Raw genomic sequence first — 18,899 nt, 5'->3', positions numbered from 1 at the left:
TACTGAAATTCAGGACATAGCCCAAGAGTAGCATCGCAACACCAGAAATTGCAAAACGTCTTCAACCGCCGGCCACTGCCGGCGCCCCCATGCTGGCTGGGCACTTGCCATCCAAGGCCTGCGCCTGGGTGCAGAACGCCATCTTTACCCCGTCGGCCGGCAGCATGTACCAGTCCGACAGGTTAAACCGGTTGGCGGCCACTTCGAACACCGACAGCCGCGTTTCCGCCAGGCCGGGGTTCAGATCGCTGCCATCCGGATCGGACATGTCCTGGTCATTGCGCAGCGCCTCGGTCAGGGCCTTGTCCGGCGTATACACCGTGCCCTTCCCGTCGACCAGGCGCATCACCGGGAAAGTCTTGTCGGTCAGCGGCTTGTCGCCGGCATTGTGCACCGTCCAGCGCACGGCCACCGCGACGGCGCCTTTCGATGCCTCGGGATAGTCGACAATGGACCACATTTCGTTGACCACCACCTCAGTGTCACCCGCCTTCACGGTCTGGTCGATATAGTGCACACCCGACGCCGACGATGACAACGTCGCCGCAGGAGCACCCGACTTGGGAGAACATCCCGACACCACAACGGCAAGGACAAAAGCAAAGGCAAGAGCAGGACGAAACATGACGGATTCCGGGCGACGGCAAAGACGCGCCCAAGCAAGATCTTCAGCTGTAAAAAGTCCATGAGATTCAAGCCCTAAAGTTCAGCGGCCCGCCGCCAAGCCCCAGTGATAGCCTGGTGCGAACGGGAAACCATTGAACTCCAGCGCGTACATCAACATCTGGCGGCAGGCATAGGTATACCCGTTGACCCATGCCGCCGGGGTTACAGCGACCCCAAGGTTCGCCTTTCCACGGTCCAGATCGGCCATGTCCATGGTCACCGACATCCGATCGCCCCCTGCGTCGAACGTTCCAAGATACATAACCGAGCCGCCCTTCGCCGAAAAGGCGGGCGCGCCGAGGCAGTTGTCCATATTGGTGCCCGCTCCCTGGACATACCAAGTACCGGCCGGAACCTGAACGTCAACATGAGCCATGAAAGTACCGTCGGGCTGCCGTTGCCCGGCGGCTTTGCAACCGGTCTGTGGCAAAACATGGGGCAAAGACGTGAAGAGCGTCTCGCCGAGCAGTTCATCGCACTGGCGCCCATTGAAGCTTTCCACGAAGGCGTTCGGGTTCGGCTTTCCCGGTGCGATGTCATGCCACGCTACCCGGCGAGAATCCACCTGACGGCTTCCTTGCTGCAGGCCGTTGCCTGATATTTACAATCCGCCGGCAATTCCCGATCAGAAAAAGAGCGCGGGTTAGCTACAGTCAAAGCAGCCAAGCGGGTGCCCAGAGCGCCTTACGCTCGGCTTTTGACGAAAAGGGAAACGCTATGAAAATCGCAATATTGGGCTTGGCCTCCGCCGTGTTGCTGAGCGGTTGTGCAACTGACGGCGTTGGCCGCGGGGCGCTTATCGGGGGCGTCGGCGGTGCTGCCGTAAGCGCTGCGACAGGCAATGATGTCGTCAAGGGCGCAGCGGTCGGGGCTGTCGCCGGCGCCGTCATCGGTTACGTTGTCGAGCAGGGCAAAAAGCGTGAACTTTACAGCGACGGCAATGGCAATACATATTGGGTAGATGACAACGGCAAGCGGCACTACCAGAACTGAAGCAGCTAGCCCGTCTAATCCACATCTGAGTTAAGACTGGCGGCGGGTGTGGCGCAACACATTGTTCTGGAATAGATTCTGGTTACCACACTGAATTTACCCGCGACACTTATTTTGCCACACCCACCATGACCGATATTGCCGATTTTCCGTTCGATTTGCCAAGTCAGTCGCAAAAAGGTCACCGCTGCGTTCGATGGTGGCCGTATCAGCTCTGACGGAGTCGTCGTGCTTTTGGCTGCTGCTGAACTGCGTGCATCATCGAGCAGCTTTGGCGGCTCATTCCGGACCGACGTAATCCTTGCCTGGTGACCCAATCGGTAGCTTCGATCCTGAAGGACGATTTCTAAGGGACGATTTCGGGGACATGCCGTAATTGATGCGGAACACCCGGAATGGTCATTCGCGCCATACGCGCTTGGCTCAGGATGATTGTGAAGGGGTTATATACGCAGTCACCTTACTACCAACTGCGGCAATATAACCTGACGCATGGCCCATCTCTCACAATTTCCACAATTTCCATACTCATGACTCCAAAGGTCGGCTGGGTCCGCCACAGCTTGGGCGTAAGTAAAAACAGAACTAATGACGGCCCACTGCAGCGACGACCTCCGTCTTCAGCCGGCGACCTCAGGGCTGTACTTGCAGGTGCTCGCCTTTCGTTTACTCATAAGTCCTGCAACCCAGGCGCTGGTGTCCTCGCCGTCGACGAAACCGGGAAAATAAAGGGGGCAAAGACAAATACGGACCTCGCTCGATGCACTGGCCGTCCAGCATGGCTTCGAGCGTTTGTTTGACCAAATGCCGACACACATGCGCAAAACCATGACCTATGACCGTGGCACCGAAATGGCGCGACACCAGGACCTAACGCGTAGCACGGGCGTGAAAGTCTACTTCGCCGATCCTTACAGCCCATGGCAACGCGGCAGCAACGAAAACGCCAACGGCCTCATACGCCAATACCTTCCAAAAGGAACAGACCTCAGCAGCCTGACACAGGACGACCTCGACGACGTCGCACAAACTTAACAGCAGACCCCGAAAAATTCTCGACTTCCAAACCCCGCGCGAGGTCTACAACCAATACCTGAATGCAACTCTTACCGCAGAAGCGAGTGTTGCACTTCAGGTTTGACACCGCCTTCTATGTCTTATGAACTTTTGAGGCCAGCTCTTTGAATCCTTGCAACACAGCCAAGGTTGGAACCATTGTCAGACACTATTCAGTATTGTAACGTGAATTTTTTGCAATCTGGGCGGTACAATGCAAAAACGGGACGAGACCCTGAGTGATTGGGTTTATGCCGAACATCTCGTCAGAACGGGATTTGATTTCAATCTCCTTGAATCTCACGCCAACGCGCACTTGGCTCGGTCGCTAAACGTCCGCAAGCTGATTGCCGTCACTGGATCGGGCCTAACCAATGGCTATGGCCAACCACTTTGGCCATCGCTTTTACGCAATACTGCTGCCTTCATTCTCGAGGAAATCGTCGCCCTTGGTTACCTTGACGGCGCCACCTCTGAAATTGCGACACTCCTCGAACCAGACATCCAAACCACTCCCCCATCGAAGTTCAAGACCCTCTTCAAGACCTTCGAACAATACTTCCTCGAGAAGGACAGAAAGAGCAAGGACTTTGCCGTTCGGCAAAACCCAATGGGTAACGGCCTTGAGCTGGTCTTCGGCTTCGAAATCTGCGAAAATCTGTACACCGAACTTCGCCGACTCAGCCTCCCCGCCCATGAAAGTGGCCTGCGAAGGGATATTGACAAACGCGCGCTGGCGCATCTGCGTGAGCGCATAAAATGGCAACTACGGGACGAACGCGGCCGTCTCGAAATTTTGCTCACTGATCTTCTGCAAAAGCACCGCGGGGTCAATCAGACCGAAGGGTCCAGTAACCGCAACGACAAAGATGGGATCGCGAAGCTAATCAATAACTTGAGGCGGCTCATAGCCTATCCCGACTTCGGCCGTTCTCCTCCCTCGGCTATCCACGATAAACAGGCCCGGGTGATATCGTCACTGTTTTATCTAAAAATCGACCACCGACATCTGATGCCGCACCTGGGTGCATTGCAAAACTATAACGGCGCAATCGAATCCGTAATCGACACGACCTTCTCCGACCTCTTCAAGCATAAAAGGGAGGATGGAGCCTGCAAACCCTTGCGCGAGAAAGCCAGTACGCCACTCCAGCAGTCGATCGTCGAGGCGGTTTACCTGTCGCTCAAACCGAAACCGCTCCGCACGCTTCTCCGAAATTTCAACGCGTTGATAAACGTTGTGATGGAGTCAACTAAAGCGGCGGACGCCGCCAAGCCTTCCCCTGGTCTCGATGCCCTTGTCGAAATCGCCAAGCAGTCTCGGCACCGACTGCCCCACAGCCAAGATCCGTACTCGATTATAACGACGGATCTGAAAATTAAACGTCTTCTAACCACCAATTACGACGGGGAATTTGACTCCTATTTGGAACATCGCGGCTATCGCGAGATTTCGCACAATACCAAGGAATTTTCGCTGCAACACAAAGTGCGCGACCATACCTCCGTTCGCCGCATTATGGTCGATGAAGCCTCGTACCGTGCCGATATCATTGATGTCGGACCCGGCGCATCAGCTTACCTATACGACTATGGCGCCGATAGCCGCGATGCCCGCAACCAGATGCTGCACATTCATGGACAGGCCCGGCATGCCCATTCGTGGCTGGTTCTGTCTGAGCGGGATTACAGAGAAAGATACGCCCGCGACGACGATCCGAAGATTCGGAACGACGACGCTATGCGACTGATCTTCAATGCAAACCCCTTGCTTTTTCTCGGACTGGGAATGAAAGAGCCGGATATCCTTCGGCCGCTTCGCGGCTTCAGTCAGGACAGCAACCACCTGAGCGAACGACCTGCGATCGCTCTCCTGCCCGATGAGGACGACCCGGACACGCGCGTGGCAAAGCAACTGGAAGCTATCTCCAGGTACGGCGTTTATAACATCTATTATGGGGAGGCATGGACAACCCAAGGCAAAAAACCCGGCCACATGAAGACGATAATGGATCTTATTTGGGCCATGGACAAATACACACCCGAACACCTCGGTAAAGCGCGTGTCGCCAATGCAAAAAAGCTGAAGAGCGACATCATTTCCGCGAAACAAAAACTTGAAGCGGCTGGCAGGTGCCTGGAATGTGAAGGCGTTAAACTCAACGCTGTCGCAGTGCAGGATGTCATTGACACGATCTGCGGCCTAGCAACATGGATTTGCGCGCAACTGGACTCCCGTGCACGTGGATGCCCCAACTCCGACGCGATCCAGGTCATCCTCCAAGGCGTCAAAAGTGTCGTACGCCGAAACTTCCTGTGCTCAAAGTTGTTGCGCACCGTGCAGGAATGGAACGACTGGAAAATCCGCTGGTCTAACTGGCCTAAGCCGCGCGAACCATTCGGCATGCGCGACCCGGTGCAACTGGATGGACCGCCAGAGCAGAAAATCCGGAAATACCTAGCCTACAACGATCTGGGCGTCGAAAGCACCAATCGTGATTCAATGTATTTTGAGGCTTCACGTCACCGTATCCTTTTGAAGCGGGCTGCCTCCGTTAGCGGCAAGCCCGTTCCCGAGTCAGCCTATGAGACACTGGCGCCCTCTACGGACCGTTTCTTTTCGGACGCCCCTTCTCCGGCTTTGCAAATGCTGAAGGATTCCCTCCGAAATGGTAAGATTCCCTTACCGCAGGAAGGCAGCCGAGTCTTCCTCTTATTGGGTCAGCGCGGCGGGGGTCGGGGCCAGGTCTTTTCCTCCTTGCGGTCTCACACTCGCTTCGCCCAGTTCTGCGACTGGATACAGCTTATCAAGTTCGACGACGCAAAGGAAAAAACTGAGGAACAAGCAAAGACGGCGGCGAGACATATACATTCGGCCTTTTTCAATCTCGGCCACTCGCACGAGATCATGTCGGTGTTTGACCGACTCTGCCATCTGCTCTCCGGGATCATTTGTTATCATATAAATGATGTAGCAGACGCACTCATCAAACGAGACCAGCAACCGGAGACGTCTGAAGAACCGGTGACGGCCGAAGCCCAGAAGAGCATGCGTGACCATATTGCCGCAAGCCTTGATGCCATAAGGCAGAACCGCGTCGAGCGCCTGCGTTATTGCCTTGAACTCCTTGCCGCCAAGGGGTCCAGCACTGTCGAAGGGCGTATCATCATCGCCGTGAACAATGTCAACATGTTCTTCAACAAGGATGGCGAAGCCAAGAACGCCCAGATTAAGCAGCTTTTCGGAGCCTTGGTTGATGACAGGTACAAGTCCGCACCTATCGACTACGTGTTTCTGGCACATGACACATTTACCGCCAGTTCGTTCGCCTCTTCCCGCAAATCTGATCAATCACCGCCCGAACCCCTGGAAGGTAAGACTCCCAAAGCGCCCAATGCCTCGCCTTGTTTCCGGGCCCTTTGGCCGGCCAATGTCACACCTGATCTCAGAGCCGACTATGAAGAGCGCCTGAGCCGCGGACGACTGGAATGGTGTCATCCCGAAACCACGGACAATTGTCGCTTCTTCGTCCATCCGCTTTCATGGATGCGGCCAATTGCTCTGGCTGTTCGTTTCTTTCCAATCGCCGCCAGCGCCCTGAACCTGATGAGCCGTGCCTCAGACGCCGTCTCAACGAGAACAGACATGACGGTCTATATTTCCACCGAAGGAAACTCCGACGACTTCGAAGAATCCCGCAAGCAACACTTGCCTGATATCAAAAACATCAGATGGTTCCGTCATAGCCGGCATGGCCTCGATGAGCACGTCCGCAAGGCCTTCGAAACGGCGTTGGCCCAACGCAAAAAGGCCAGTCTGACTGAACGTCAATTCGAAGATCTGATGTTGACATGCGTCGATACCTATCAACGTGTGATGACAGGCAACAGCGAAAAACCGTTGGCCGACAACGTTTTGAAAGCGCGCGAAGACACAGCCGGGAAAGTCATCTTGGACACCATCCAAGACCAAAAGTTTGAAGACAAAAAACCTCCCTTCCGCAATTACTTCCACGAAATCGCCCGGTCGGTTGGTCACAACCGGTTTGCAATGACCCTTGTACTGGCATTGATCGAAGACATGATTGCCCGCCGTATCGAACGCCAACCCCACGGCTTCGTCGATCTAGCGCCGGTGGAAAACTTCATCGAAAAGCTGGCCCTCGCTGCTGTCAGCTTGTCGCCCGACAACCGCGCCGACGCAGCCGTTGAAATCGTGCTCAACCAGTATCGGATAGACAGTACCAGCAGCTTAGGACACCCACTGTCAACATGGCCCTACACCTGTCGCGTTGCTTTGATCCTGGAACAAATTTCCGATGAGACCCGTAACCGCGCCAATTTGAAGGCCAAGCGTAAGGCCAGGGGTTTTTCTCGTGAACGATCATCTTCGGAAAACGTTCACGAATACCTCTGCCTCAAGGCCAACGAGGAAGATCTGGCGTACATTCTCGAGAACTTGGACCATAAGGCGCTGGTCGATCTGCAGGAGGCCATTCTTGTCCATCTGAGCATCATCGGGCAGCCAGTGGATATTGCCGTCCTGTCGGGGATTGGTGCCATCGCCAAGCATTTCGACGGGCTGATCTCGTCGATCAAAACTATAAAGGCCGACTTTTTCGAAGGGGCGGAGCAGGCACGCGAAACCGCCATCTATTACCTCGTCCTCGACCTGATGGTTCACCGATGCCTGATTTTCCGTATCGCTCCGAAAGGTGCCGAATACCACCACAACAACCGGCGAAAACATCGCTTCACCACCCACAAGTCGCTGCGGCGCCGCATCTTGCGTCAATTCAATGCCCCGCCACAGGACTATTCGGAACTCGATCAGCTTACCGTATCGATGTACCCGACTCAGCCGAACGATTTCCCTCGGCCATCGGCAGAGGGACACCGCCGTATTCGCCAGCTCATCGATGACCTGTCCGGCTTCGAACAAGTCGCGGGCAGCCGCGCGCACGTCTACAAGGATCCTTTGCGCGACTACGCCGAGAACGACGGCGAACGCGACGCCATCGACCGGGCCCGCCTGAGAGGCGCCATTGGGCCATTACGTTCCTTTTACAGCGTGGGCGTCGTTTCGCGTTTTAATACCTACCAAGACGAAGGTCTGCCCACGCCCGACGCCGGATATTTCGAAGCCATCCGTCTTCGAGTACGATGGCTACTGCGACGAGCGGTCCACCTAGACGGTGCCGCAGTGCCCGAAACGGACGATTTTACAGATTTGTGCACATTCCACGCAGAAGAAATCGTGTGGCTGTTTAACGAATGTGGCGTCCTCAGTCTTGCATCGGGCCGGATGACAGATGCTTCTCTGCTGCTCAACCAGGCGCGAATGGTCACCCGACGTTACATCGAGAACCAGGAAACCGGCCCCCTTCACAACCGCATCAACCTCAATTTTGCCATCACCGCTATTGAGCGTGGCAGATTGCATTCCGCGCGCGATTTGCTCGCCGCCATCGCAAAAGACGAGGATGAAACCAAGTCGATCAACATGATTGCCAAGGGCTATCTGGCGATGATTGACGATCTGATGGGAGCAGGTCACCGGGCCCTACCTGTCTACAAGTTGGTATCCGAAGGCCTTATGGATATTCGCCGTTACCGCGCCGCGGCCATAATGCTAATTCATTACGGAGATTGTCTGCGTAGACTTGGAAAATTCCCCGAAGCTCTTGAAAATATCCGTAATGCCTGCTCGCTGGCAGCCAACGGTGGACACGAAGACGTGCGCCAAACGGGCATTCTCGCCGAAGCATGGGTACGCATCATGCAGTGCGGCGAACAACTCCCGCAGCAAGAGAAAGACGACCTGAATGATGTTCTCGACCAAATCGAGGCCTACGCCAACGTCATGGGGATGCCGCGCCTCATCAGCGGGGCCTCGCTGGCGCGCGCCCAGTTCCTGATCAACAAGGGCGAGAGCCGCAATGCCATCGATGCAGCACAACGCGCACTTTTGCTGGCAACGCGCCACGATACTGAGTTGCAAAAAATATCAGCCCTGAGTTTGTTGGGCATCGCGATGCACAAACTCAATCTTCCCGAAGCTCAGAACGTTCTAATCCGCGCACGAGAACTTGCATATTATATCGAGTATAATTCGGAGGTCGTTCGCCTTGAGGAGTACATAACTCAGCAAATGTTACCCATGTTTAGCAGTTGAAGAAATTCTAAAGGGTCAGAGTCTTTAAACTAACAAAAGTGTTGGTAGTTCCAGTAAGAAAAAGTGTCAGAGACGATTCCCCATTGAAACGACGGCTCTCGCCTTCAGCCCGCGACCTCAGGGCTATATTTGCAGGTGTTCGCCTTTCGCTTGCTCATCAGGCCCGCAACCCAGGTGCTGGTGTCCTCTCCGTCGACAAAACCGGGCGGGTTAGGGTAGATCAGTTGCACCACGGTTCCGTTGGCCAAATCCCCCGCCGTAACCGTCGGCGTCAGGGGATTGTCGACCTCCAGCGGGTCGATGACCGCAATCTTCAGCCCCGGGTCGCGCAGTTTCAGCCGTTCGACCGTCCCCAGAAAGCCGGCACTGTGGAAATTGCCGTTCAGGTGCAACACCTTGCGCCCCGGATGGGCCTGCCGGGCCAAAATAATCGACTCTGCCATGGTATCGTCCCGCGCCACCTGCCCGGCCAGGCTGCGTTCCGCCTTCAGCAGGGCCTCAGGTGATGTCGCGGCCCCGCCGCCGTGCGCCACTGCCGACGATTGGAACGCCATGTACTTGTCGCCATAGGCGCCCGTGGCGGGGTTGAGATCACGCGCCACCCATGCGCGTTCCTCGGCCGTAAAGCGATCGAGAATGCCCGTGCCCCATTGCCCTATGCAGACAACGGCCCAGACCGGCGCTTCGGCGGCAACTACCGGGATTTGACGGACGCGGGCAAACTCCACCAGCGGACGGTAAGAAGTCGCATAATTGTCCCAAGCCCGTCCCTGACTGGTCAACGCCATCTCGCCGACACGGCCGGCCAGGTAGTCATTAACGACCGGCTGAACGTCACGCTCGAACTGTTCCAACGACAGGATATAGTTGGGATCGCGCGCGACCAGGGCACGAAACAGCAGTTGCTGCTGCAGGTGCACGCCGGAATGGCGATGGCTTTCCCCGAACACGACAATATCATAGCCGGACAACAGATCCGCCAGGGCCTCGGGCGACAGGACGCGCGGCGCGCCCCCGGCCGGATCGGCCATGACAAAGGCCGTGTCATAAAAATCCACCAGCGGCGCATCCAGCTGGAATCCCTCTCCCACCGGTTTGACAGAGGCAGGGCTGCCCGCCCCAGCCAGCCCGGGCGAGGCCCCCAGCATCATTGCCGCAGCACACACCCAACGCAGGCAGGTTACAGCCATATCCGAACTCCTTGAAACCGGATAAAAACTAGCATGGTCTGTCGCCACTGCCCATAGCCAGACCAAGCAAAAACCCCTCCGCAGTCACCTGCGGAGGGGCTCAAGATCCGTCAATAACGGAAACCTACTTCTTCACCCAGTTGCCCGAGGCGTCCTGGTAATACTCACCCGGCGCCAACTTCGGCAGGATGATGTTGACAAAGGCCGACTGGCCGGCGGCTTCGATCGACACGCCGTTCTTGGCAGCGGCCTGACCATAGACCTGGCGGCGGCCTTCATTGATTTCGACAACCGCGGCTTGGGTGTCCGAGTCGGCGCCGCCGACAATGCCTAAGAAGCCGTCGGGCTTTTCGCCGACCGTACCGGCGGCCTTGGCAGCATCGACAGTCGCCTTGGACGACGCGATATCGGCGGCGGCGGGCGTGACCAGGATGGCGGCGACGCTGAGGCCCGACAGGGTCACGGCGGCGGCGGTCAGCACGGCTTTGAACAGTTTGTTCGTTTTCATGGTGTTTCTCACTCAGATCACGCGGTTAGAACAGGTTCGGGTTCTGCTGCACCAGGGCTTTCACGTCCTCGTCGAGCTGAACCTTCACATTGACATCGAGTTTGGCGTAGATGGGCGCCAGATTGACGTTGACGTTTACCGACGGCGTACATGCCATCAACGCCACCGCGCTCGCCCCAGCCACAGCCATAGCAATTGCCTTCTTCATATATGGCTCCTCATCCCGCCGTTCCAACGGCGCGTGTCACAATAGTAGGAGATATAGGCTGAACCGTGGCTGAACGGAAAGCATATTTTCCGCATACAATCACCTGTGCTAAGGCCTAAGGGCTCCTTACGGAATTTGTATGCCCCTGCCCGTCTTTACCGCTCCCGCGCCGACACCGACCGTGCTCAAGCGCAAGGCCAGGCTCAACATCTGGCAGTCCCTGGGGGTCCGTGCCGTCCTGGTGCTGTTTCTGATCGGCATCGCCCTGGGCGGCCACTGGGCCGACCGCGAAGGCCTCAAGGACAATATCGACGGCCACGTCTCGTTCAGCGACGTAGTCTACTTCACCGCCATAACCATCACCACCGTCGGCTACGGCGACATCGTGCCTGTCTCCGACCGGGCACGCATGTTCGACACCTTTGTCGTCACGCCGGTGCGGCTTTTTATCTGGATCATCTTCTTCGGCACGGCCTATACCTTGGCCCTGAAGAGCACCTGGGAGCAGTTTCGAACGCACATGATCCGCAGCAAGCTCAAAGACCACATCATCGTTTACGGCTATGGCTCGACGGGTGAAGCCGCCGTCACCGAACTGCTGCGCCAGGGCATCGCGCCGGAAGGCATCGTCGTGGTCGATCAGCATGCCGCACGCGTTGCGGCAGCCACCGGGCGCGGCGTCACGGCCATCGAAGGCGACGCCACCATCAACGCCGTCCAGGAAGCCGCCTGCATCCGCTGCGCCCGTTCCGTGATCGTCTCAACCCATCGCGACGACTCCACCGTTCTGATCGTTCTCAGCGCCCGCCAAATCAATCCGAAGGTGCCGATCAGCGCCACGGTACGCGCGACGGAAAACGAAAGCCTGATGCGCCAGGCCGGCGTCGACAACATCATCAATCCGGTCAGCATGGGCGGACACCTGCTGGCGCGCGCCTCCGAAGGCGGCCATGTGGTCGATTATATCGCCGATCTGGCCTCGGCCGACGGCAAGGTGGTGCTGCGTGAGCGCGACGTCGCGGCAGCAGAAGTCGGACACCCTCTGAGCAGTATCGATACCGGCATGGGCCTGCGCATCTGCCGTGACGGCCAGGTCTACGGCTATTGGGAAGCGCCAGCCCAGGCACTTCAGGCCGGCGACGTCATTGTCGAGATTACCCGCACCGAAAAGGCGGCAGGCTGACGGCGGGACCTGACGACTGCGCCGCCATTTTATGGGGTAGATTGCGGCTTAGCCGCCGTTCGCACATTGAACGCCGTCAGGTCGTCCAGGATCTCATCCAGATTGATCGGCACTTCCAGGTACAGTTCCACCGGCGTATCCGACGGCAGTTTGATCGGCTTTGTCATCCACTTGCCGGAAATATAGTCGAAGAGGCTGATCTTGGCCTTCTGCGTCTGAGGCGGCTTGAAGCGGCCCTTGATGTGGAAGTTGATGTTCAGCTTGCCACCGGGGATCGAGTTCAGCCGGGCATCGATCTGGTCGTAATGAATCCATTCCATCGCCTGGAAAGCCAGATCCTGGAAAGGATTGAAGTTCGGATCCGCCTGAGGCGCAACCGGCTTGGGTGCGTTCGGATCTTCCGCCGTCACCGTGCCGCCGGCCGTCATGCCGGTCACCGCCGTCCGTTTGATCGAAATCATGCCGGCGCTGTCGGACTGCATCAGGCCGTCGGAGATGCTGACGCGGCCGTTCTCGATCTTGAACGGCAGGCGGCCGCTCAGCTTGCCCTCCATGGTCATGGAGGTGGCCAGGTCGGTCGCCGCGATGATCTTGCCGAAGTCGAGTCCGTCGAACTTGACGGCGCCGGAAATGGCCGACTTGCCGTCCAGCGGCAGCACGGCCGGCTCCAGGAACAATGGACCGCCGGGGCTTTGCACCACGGCGCTCTCGAGAGCTATCGTCTCGCCCTTGAACTGCAGGCTCAGCTTCAGGTCGGTCAGTGGCACGCCGACATCCATCGAGGCAATGCTGATCATCTGGCCGGGCTCACTCAGCATCGGCGCCAGCGAGCTGAAGACGATCCGGCCCTTGAGGCCGCGCGAAATACCGGTGGCGCCGACATAGTCGAGCCCGTCGAGTGTCAAAACCCCGCCGCTGCCCGACGTCGTCTTGTCCCAGGTGATGGCCCCGTTGAAGGCTGCCTTGCCGGTCACATCGCGCGAGAAAATCGCCGCGACCAGAGGGCTCAGATAAACCGGCTGCAAGCCTTCCGGTGAGAAGGTCAGATAGTCGGCCGTCGAGAAGGTCAGGGCGCCGCGGCCGGTGATATTGTCGTTGTCGAGATGGACGGCGGCGAGATTGTGCCGGGTCGACTGGACCGCGGCGATGAACCGGCCCTTCAGCACCTTGGCATCATTGGTCAGGGTGCCGGTCAGGGTCAGTGGGTTGAAGCGCTGTTGCTCGCCCGTCAGACCATCGGTCAGGACGCCGGCGGTCAGCGCCATCTTGAGACCGACAGCCTCGGCGCCGGGGATCGAAAAGGCCTCCAGCGGACCTTCGCCGCCGCTCATCCGCGCCTGCAGATTGGGCGCGTTCAAATTCAGGTCGCTTAGCGCACCGGTCACGCTGAACCCACCCTTGGCGTCCATCGCCAGGAAGGCCGGCCCCTGCTGCGCCAGCTTCAGCGACACGTCGGTAAAATTATCGCCCAGGACGGCCGAAGCTGCGGTCACTGTCGCGGGCTCGGCCAGGGTCACAGTGAAACCGGCGTCAGCCGTGGTGGTGAATCGGCCCTCGCCTTCAAAATGACCGCCCGACACGGGATAAAAGTCGAAATCGGCCTTCGCGGCATAGGTTCCGGCGAACAGCCCGGTATCGGTCAGGCCGACATTTTCCGCCGTCAAAGCCACGCTGGGCAAATCCGGGCCGCTCAGCGACACCCCGAAGGCACCGACCTGGCTACTGCCCAGCAGAGGTCGCTGCGGCGTCGGGACGATGGTCGCCTTGCCGCCGCCACTCAGTCCCAGTTCGATCGGATTGCGGGCCCGCAGGGTGAACTGCGCCGGCGCACCGGCCTCCGCAGTGCCGGCCACAGCCAGGGTCAAGCCCTTGGCCCGCAGCGTAAACCGCGTCAGGGCGCGGTCCAGCATGACCACCGCGTCGGGCGGCGGCGGGTTGGGCGCACCCGGCACTGGCGGCTTGGTCGCCAGTTCGACCTCAGCCTTGAGGCGGGCCGCGGCCATGGCCTTCAGTCCAGTATAGCTGCCCTTGTCACTGGCGGCATCGCTTTGAATATCGACATTCCACCGCCCCGTGGAGGCGTCGCTGCCGCCGGTGCCGGTCATGGCCAGTCGCAAGCCGTCCAAGGCGAAATCCGAAACCGTCACACGCGCGACCGTCGCCGTGCCGCCGAAATCTGTTTCAACGCCGTCGCCGTTGACCGCCAGGGCGAAGTCGCTCAGGTTTAACCGCGTTTCCCTGGCGAACAGGTCATTCTGGCGCAGCGCGCCGGCTGTGCCCGTCACCGGACCGCGGATGTCGAGCACGACCGGCTCGGTCACGGACAGATTGGCGGTGACGGCCAGGTTCTGCCCTTCCAGGCGCAGATCGCGGCTGTCGATATCACCGCTCATCACACTGTCGGCGCGCGCCAGCAACCGGCCCTGGCCAGTGAACTGGGTGCCGGTCAGGTTGGTGCCTGTGGCCGAGGTCTTCAGCGCGCCCTTGAGATGGAGATTGGCCTCAAGCCCGCCCAGATCGGCATCGGCGGTCTGAACCCCTGCCGCCTTGATGGCGAAGGTATGCTCGGTCGGGCCGCTAAAGGCCTCCGCCACCGACGCCGTCTTGCGATAGGGCAGCAACGAGTCGAGATCGAGCGTGACGTTCTGAAGGTTGGTCGGACGGCGGCTGACATCGGCGGTTTCAACCGGATCGGGGCCACGCATCTCCCAGTCCTTGGCTTCGAAGCGCGCCTGGATATGCATCTGATCGCCGGGCCCGGCCACGCCGACGCTTTTGGCCGTGACCACGCCACGCGTCAGTTCGCCCGACCCCATGGGACCGGACAACTCGGCGCCCGGCAATTCGACGCGGGCAAAGGTGATCCGCCCCTGGGTGAGGGTCAGGCCGCCCTGGCCACGCACCAGGCCGTAGTCGGTAACGACACGGACGGTCGCATTGTCGATGACGATCGACTCCGGCGGCGGGGCGGCGGATGGCGGCGCCGTCAGGGCGCTCTGGATCAGCTTGTCCAGCGAACCGAAATTGAGCTTGCCGTCCTTGAAGCTAAACTGAACCACAGGACGGCTGAGCTGGATGCGGCTGACCCGGGCCAGCGGCATGCCGCCGCCGGCAAAGGGCTGTAGAGTATAGTCGACATCGAACCGGCCGATGGAAAATTCCGGTTCCTTGGCGTCGCCGACATAGAACTGCCCCGAAGCCTGGCCGAACCCCAGTGAGCTGATTTTCAGGTGGGCGCCCTCGACGCCCTGCCCTTTCAACCAGTTTTCGATGGCGACGGTGGCGATTTCCTTGCGGGCGGCATAGGTGACGATCCCCAGCGCTGCGGCGCCCCACAGGGTCAGCCACAGCCAACTGGACGGTTTGATGCCCTTGCGCGGAGGCCTTGGGCCGCGTGGCCCACGGATGGCAGGTGCGCCTATACCATCGTCGGCGCCTTGATCCGAGGTGTCCTGATCCGAGGTGTCCTGGGGCGCGCCATCCGGCGTCACCGGACGGGAAAAGCTGTCGCCCCCGCTGCTGTGCACCGGGAACCACAGGGCCTCGTCATCGCTGAGGGAGGGACTTTTGCTCATATTCAGACGGTTTAGGCTTCTGCGCGCTCTGAGGTTTGGTAAACGACCATATCACCTAAACTTGTTAAAAATTGTGGACACAATGCTTTTCTTTTTTCCATCTGGATCACCATTTCGGCCACAAATCACGGTTATCCCGTCTTGACAGTGACATTTTGGGTTCAGTAGCGTTTTGCGTAAATTTTTCACATCTTTAGAAGCGCTTAGGCGCAGACTCTCGCCGAACAAGGTTTTTGTAAACCTTTCGTTAAGCTTTTTTAAGGCTCATTTTAACCTTGAGCCCGTAAAAGGTGGGTCCATTCACCGGTCCCGAGGCGATAAAAGTCGCCTCATTTTCGCCTTTTTTCGGCGTAAGCAGGGCCTTTCGCGAGATCAAGACTCAGGTCAAGGTAACACCTCAGGGTCGGTAAAGACGGATACGAACGGATGTAAAACCGTGACTATCCCGACGTCCGACACCTGTAAAACCAGGACGTTTTCGACAAGCATGGCTCAACACGACCCCCGCCGACAGCCAGTCCGCGTTACGCCGATGATCTTCGCATCGGCGACCGCCCTGACTCTGGGCGTCTTGTTGTGGAATGTGCTGCAGCCCGTCACTGGCATGTCGCAGCCTCTGGATCCCATCGCCGCCATGGCGCTGGAGACCCGGGCCTTCGCTGAAGCCGCCGCCCGCCCCGGTTATAACCAGCCTGAAGACGTTGCTATTTCTGTCCGCGCCGGCGAAACCCTGGCCGACGCCATTGTCCGCGCCGGCGTCTCGCCCGCCGAAGCCAAGGTCGCCGTTGGCCTGCTGTCGAAGGCTTTCGACGTCAACACCCCACGCGCTGGCCAAAGCCTCGAAGCGGCCATCGCGCGTCCGCTGGATGCCTCCAAGCCCGCCCAGCTTCTGGGTTTGACGGTACGTACCGGCCCGGCCAAGCAACTGGCCCTGACCACCTCGGGCGACGGCGTCATGCGCCTGCGCGCCCTGGAAGAGCCCATCCGGGCCGAGCGCCGCGTGGCGATCGGTGAAATCAACGGCTCGCTGTTTACATCGGCCGCTGCCATGGGCGCCACACCGTCCCTGACTCAGCAAGTCGTAAAGCTGTTCGCCCACAAGGTCGACTTCCAGCGCGACATCAAGTCGGGTGATACGTTCAAACTGGTTTTTGACCGCAAGGTCACCGAAAGCGGCCGCACCGTCGAGGCCGGCAACCTGCTCTATGCCGAGATCGAGGCCAAGGGCGGGATCGACCGTTTCTATTCCTTCCAGGCCAAGGGCGCCAAGACTGTCGAATACTACGATGAATTCGGCAAGAATATCAAAGGCTTCCTCCTGGCCACTCCAATTTCCGGCGCCCGTACCTCGTCTGGCTTCGGCATGCGTTTCCACCCGATCGTCGGCTTCATGAAGATGCACACCGGCATCGACTTCGCGGCGCCGACAGGCACCAGGATCGAAGCCGCCGGCGAAGGCGTGGTGGTCGATGCCAAGTGGTGGGGCGGCTACGGCCGTTGGGTCCGCATCCGCCATGCCAATGGCTGGGAAACCGGCTACGCTCACATGTCGTCCATCGCGGTGAAACCAGGTCAGAAGGTCAGCCAGGGCCAGGTGATCGGTTATGTCGGCACGACCGGCCGTTCGACCGGGCCGCACCTACATTTCGAAGTCTGGAAGGACAAGCGCCCGATCGACCCGCGCAGTGCCAAGGTACCGCAGTCGAACACGCTGCAGGGCCCCGACCTGATTGCCTTCCGCGCCCGCAAGCGCGAGATCGACACCATGGTTGCCATGGCCGACGTCAAGCGCACCGACGGCTCGGGTGACAGCCTGGCCATGCAGACGGGCGCCTACCATTTCGAAGACGAGGACGCCACCAGCCGTCCGACCGCCCTGGCCCAGACCGAGCCGGCAGCGGTACGCAGCAACGGCCGCGCCCAACTGCGCCCGGCCCTGTCGTCGACCCGCGGCGCCCGCTGATGGAAATACCTCCCCGCGCTCGCGTGGGGAGCGGGACCATGAGCGCTACGAAGCAAAGCGAAGTGTAGCGAAATGGTGGTGGGGCGACTTGCTATCAGAGTGGCAGGCTGCGGCGCTTCCGAAAGAAAGTCGCCCCACCACGACATCTCGTCCTCCGCTGCGCTCCGTCCTCGTGTGGGCAGCTACGGCCAGTCCTACCAGATCGGATCGGGCGGGAAGCCCATCAACGCTTCCTGTATCCGCCGCAGACTACCGCCGTTGATATTATCCGGCAGCTTGTCCAGCGCAAAGAACCCGACATTCTTGATCTCGCCCTGCGCCTTCATTTCCACGGGTTCCCACTCGTCCACACGGAACAACAACACGTGGTCGCCGGGGAAAAACTGCTCGTTGGAGTGTACGGAAATCAGCTTGGGCAGCTCAACCGGATTGACCCCCGCCTCTTCGCGCAGTTCCCGAGCCACGGCCTCATGCGCGGTTTCCGCTGCATCGACACCACCACCCGGCAACCACCAGCCTTCAAGATAGGTGTGCTCGATCAGCAGTACGCGCTGGTCCTTGTCCAGCACCAGACCGCGCACGCCCAGTGTCTTGCCCCGCGTCGTTCGCGACAGGGCGAAAAAGAACGGGCGCGAGTACGGCTCGACAATTCTCTTCCAGTCTTCCATGTCCTAGATGTGAACGCCCTGCGACCATTTCACAAGTGGACAATGCAGGACATTTCAAGAAATTAAAGCCTCATGCCAAAAAGTGGCCAGAAACGTTCCCAGAAACGTTGCTAGAAACGTACCCAGGATTGTTTCCAGTAACGTTTTTAGGCACTTTCTGGAGAAACATGAGGCGTCTCAAAAATCGCCCTCTTGCCCAGACCGCATGACACGTTTATCAGGGGCAGACTATTCGGAGTTATTACCACCATGATCGCCATCTACGTGCTTGCCGGCTACCTCGTCCTGAACATGGTCCTGAACCTGATCGATTTCCGTCGCGTTGACTAAGCGCGCCCTGGTCACCGGCGCCGCCAAGCGCATCGGCCGGGCCATCGCCGTGGCCCTTGCGCGCCAAGGCTACGATATCGCGGTCCACTACAACCGCTCGCGCGACGATGCCCTGGACCTGGTTGCCGAACTGGAAGCGATCGGCGTCCACGCCGCACCCGTCGGCTGTGACCTCAGCCAGCCCGCCTGCGTTACCAACCTGGTCGGTGATGCCGTCAAGGCCTTGGGGCCGCTGCATGTCCTGGTCAACAATGCTTCGATTTTTGCCGACGACCGCGCCGCTACGGTAACGGTCGATAGCTTTACCACCCATACCAACACCAACCTCCTGGCGCCAATCCTGCTCAGTCAGGCCTTTGCGGCGCAAACCGAGCTGCCCGAAGG

Annotated in this window: 12 protein-coding genes and 2 pseudogenes; 7 read left to right on the top strand and 7 right to left on the bottom strand. The window is 59.0% G+C overall.

Annotation, left to right across the window (positions count from 1 at the left end; translation table 11 throughout):
- Positions 1 to 61: 61 nt before the first annotated feature.
- Positions 62 to 625: a DUF4352 domain-containing protein gene (locus ABI_RS08075; protein WP_006272422.1), complete on the bottom strand. Its 564-nt coding sequence runs from the start codon at positions 623 to 625 to the stop codon at positions 62 to 64.
- Between the two features lie 474 nt (positions 626 to 1,099).
- A pseudogene (locus ABI_RS24295) lies at positions 1,100 to 1,222 on the bottom strand (integrase core domain-containing protein); the annotation flags it as partial.
- 161 nt (positions 1,223 to 1,383) lie between these two features.
- Here ABI_RS24295 and ABI_RS08065 point away from each other — a divergent pair.
- The 4 genes and pseudogenes from ABI_RS08065 to ABI_RS08055 all read left to right on the top strand — a co-directional run bounded on the left by ABI_RS08065 (position 1,384) and on the right by ABI_RS08055 (position 8,890).
- Entirely contained in the window at positions 1,384 to 1,659 is a 276-nt protein-coding gene (locus ABI_RS08065) for a YMGG-like glycine zipper-containing protein (RefSeq protein ID WP_006272418.1), read from the top strand.
- Between the two features lie 128 nt (positions 1,660 to 1,787).
- Positions 1,788 to 1,997: pseudogene (locus ABI_RS26740) on the top strand (IS1380 family transposase); the annotation flags it as partial.
- Between the two features lie 406 nt (positions 1,998 to 2,403).
- Positions 2,404 to 2,694, top strand: a complete 291-nt coding sequence (locus ABI_RS23535; protein WP_083811421.1) for an IS30 family transposase — start codon at positions 2,404 to 2,406, stop codon at positions 2,692 to 2,694.
- 235 nt (positions 2,695 to 2,929) lie between these two features.
- Positions 2,930 to 8,890 (top strand): SIR2 family protein, encoded by a 5,961-nt coding sequence (locus ABI_RS08055; RefSeq protein WP_006272415.1) that lies wholly within the window; start codon positions 2,930 to 2,932, stop codon positions 8,888 to 8,890.
- Between the two features lie 104 nt (positions 8,891 to 8,994).
- Here the strand turns inward: ABI_RS08055 and ABI_RS08050 are convergent, their stop codons facing one another.
- The 3 genes from ABI_RS08050 to ABI_RS08040 all read right to left on the bottom strand — a co-directional run bounded on the left by ABI_RS08050 (position 8,995) and on the right by ABI_RS08040 (position 10,796).
- Positions 8,995 to 10,080 carry a ChaN family lipoprotein gene (locus tag ABI_RS08050; protein ID WP_050808225.1) on the bottom strand — a complete coding sequence of 362 codons (1,086 nt, stop codon included), beginning with the start codon at positions 10,078 to 10,080 and terminating at the stop codon, positions 8,995 to 8,997.
- A 124-nt stretch (positions 10,081 to 10,204) separates the two neighbouring features.
- On the bottom strand, positions 10,205 to 10,588 hold the full coding sequence (locus ABI_RS08045) for a YdbL family probable chaperone protein (protein ID WP_006272413.1): 384 nt from the start codon (positions 10,586 to 10,588) through the stop codon (positions 10,205 to 10,207).
- 25 nt (positions 10,589 to 10,613) lie between these two features.
- The gene (locus tag ABI_RS08040; RefSeq protein ID WP_006272412.1) at positions 10,614 to 10,796 is read right to left on the bottom strand and encodes a YnbE family lipoprotein; all 183 of its coding nucleotides are present in this window, start codon (positions 10,794 to 10,796) and stop codon (positions 10,614 to 10,616) included.
- A 139-nt stretch (positions 10,797 to 10,935) separates the two neighbouring features.
- On the opposite strand from ABI_RS08040, the gene ABI_RS08035 reads away from it, so the two are divergent.
- On the top strand, positions 10,936 to 11,979 hold the full coding sequence (locus ABI_RS08035) for a potassium channel family protein (protein WP_006272411.1): 1,044 nt from the start codon (positions 10,936 to 10,938) through the stop codon (positions 11,977 to 11,979).
- 29 nt (positions 11,980 to 12,008) lie between these two features.
- Here the strand turns inward: ABI_RS08035 and ABI_RS08030 are convergent, their stop codons facing one another.
- Entirely contained in the window at positions 12,009 to 15,554 is a 3,546-nt protein-coding gene (locus ABI_RS08030) for an intermembrane phospholipid transport protein YdbH family protein (protein ID WP_006272410.1), read from the bottom strand.
- A 532-nt stretch (positions 15,555 to 16,086) separates the two neighbouring features.
- Between ABI_RS08030 and ABI_RS08025 the strand changes: the two genes are divergently transcribed.
- Entirely contained in the window at positions 16,087 to 17,517 is a 1,431-nt protein-coding gene (locus tag ABI_RS08025; protein ID WP_006272409.1) for a M23 family metallopeptidase, read from the top strand.
- 194 nt (positions 17,518 to 17,711) lie between these two features.
- Here ABI_RS08025 and ABI_RS08020 read toward each other — a convergent pair whose 3' ends face one another.
- On the bottom strand, positions 17,712 to 18,185 hold the full coding sequence (locus ABI_RS08020) for an NUDIX domain-containing protein (RefSeq protein WP_006272408.1): 474 nt from the start codon (positions 18,183 to 18,185) through the stop codon (positions 17,712 to 17,714).
- 322 nt (positions 18,186 to 18,507) lie between these two features.
- Between ABI_RS08020 and ABI_RS08015 the strand changes: the two genes are divergently transcribed.
- The coding region (locus ABI_RS08015; protein ID WP_157138841.1) for an SDR family NAD(P)-dependent oxidoreductase at positions 18,508 to 18,899 on the top strand (392 nt) is incomplete at its 3' end.

Origin of the sequence: Asticcacaulis biprosthecium C19, from assembly GCF_000204015.1 — a bacterium.
Lineage (GTDB): Bacteria > Pseudomonadota > Alphaproteobacteria > Caulobacterales > Caulobacteraceae > Asticcacaulis > Asticcacaulis biprosthecius.
Note: the sequence above shows the minus strand (reverse complement) of the source record. Positions and strands in the feature narration are given on the sequence as shown.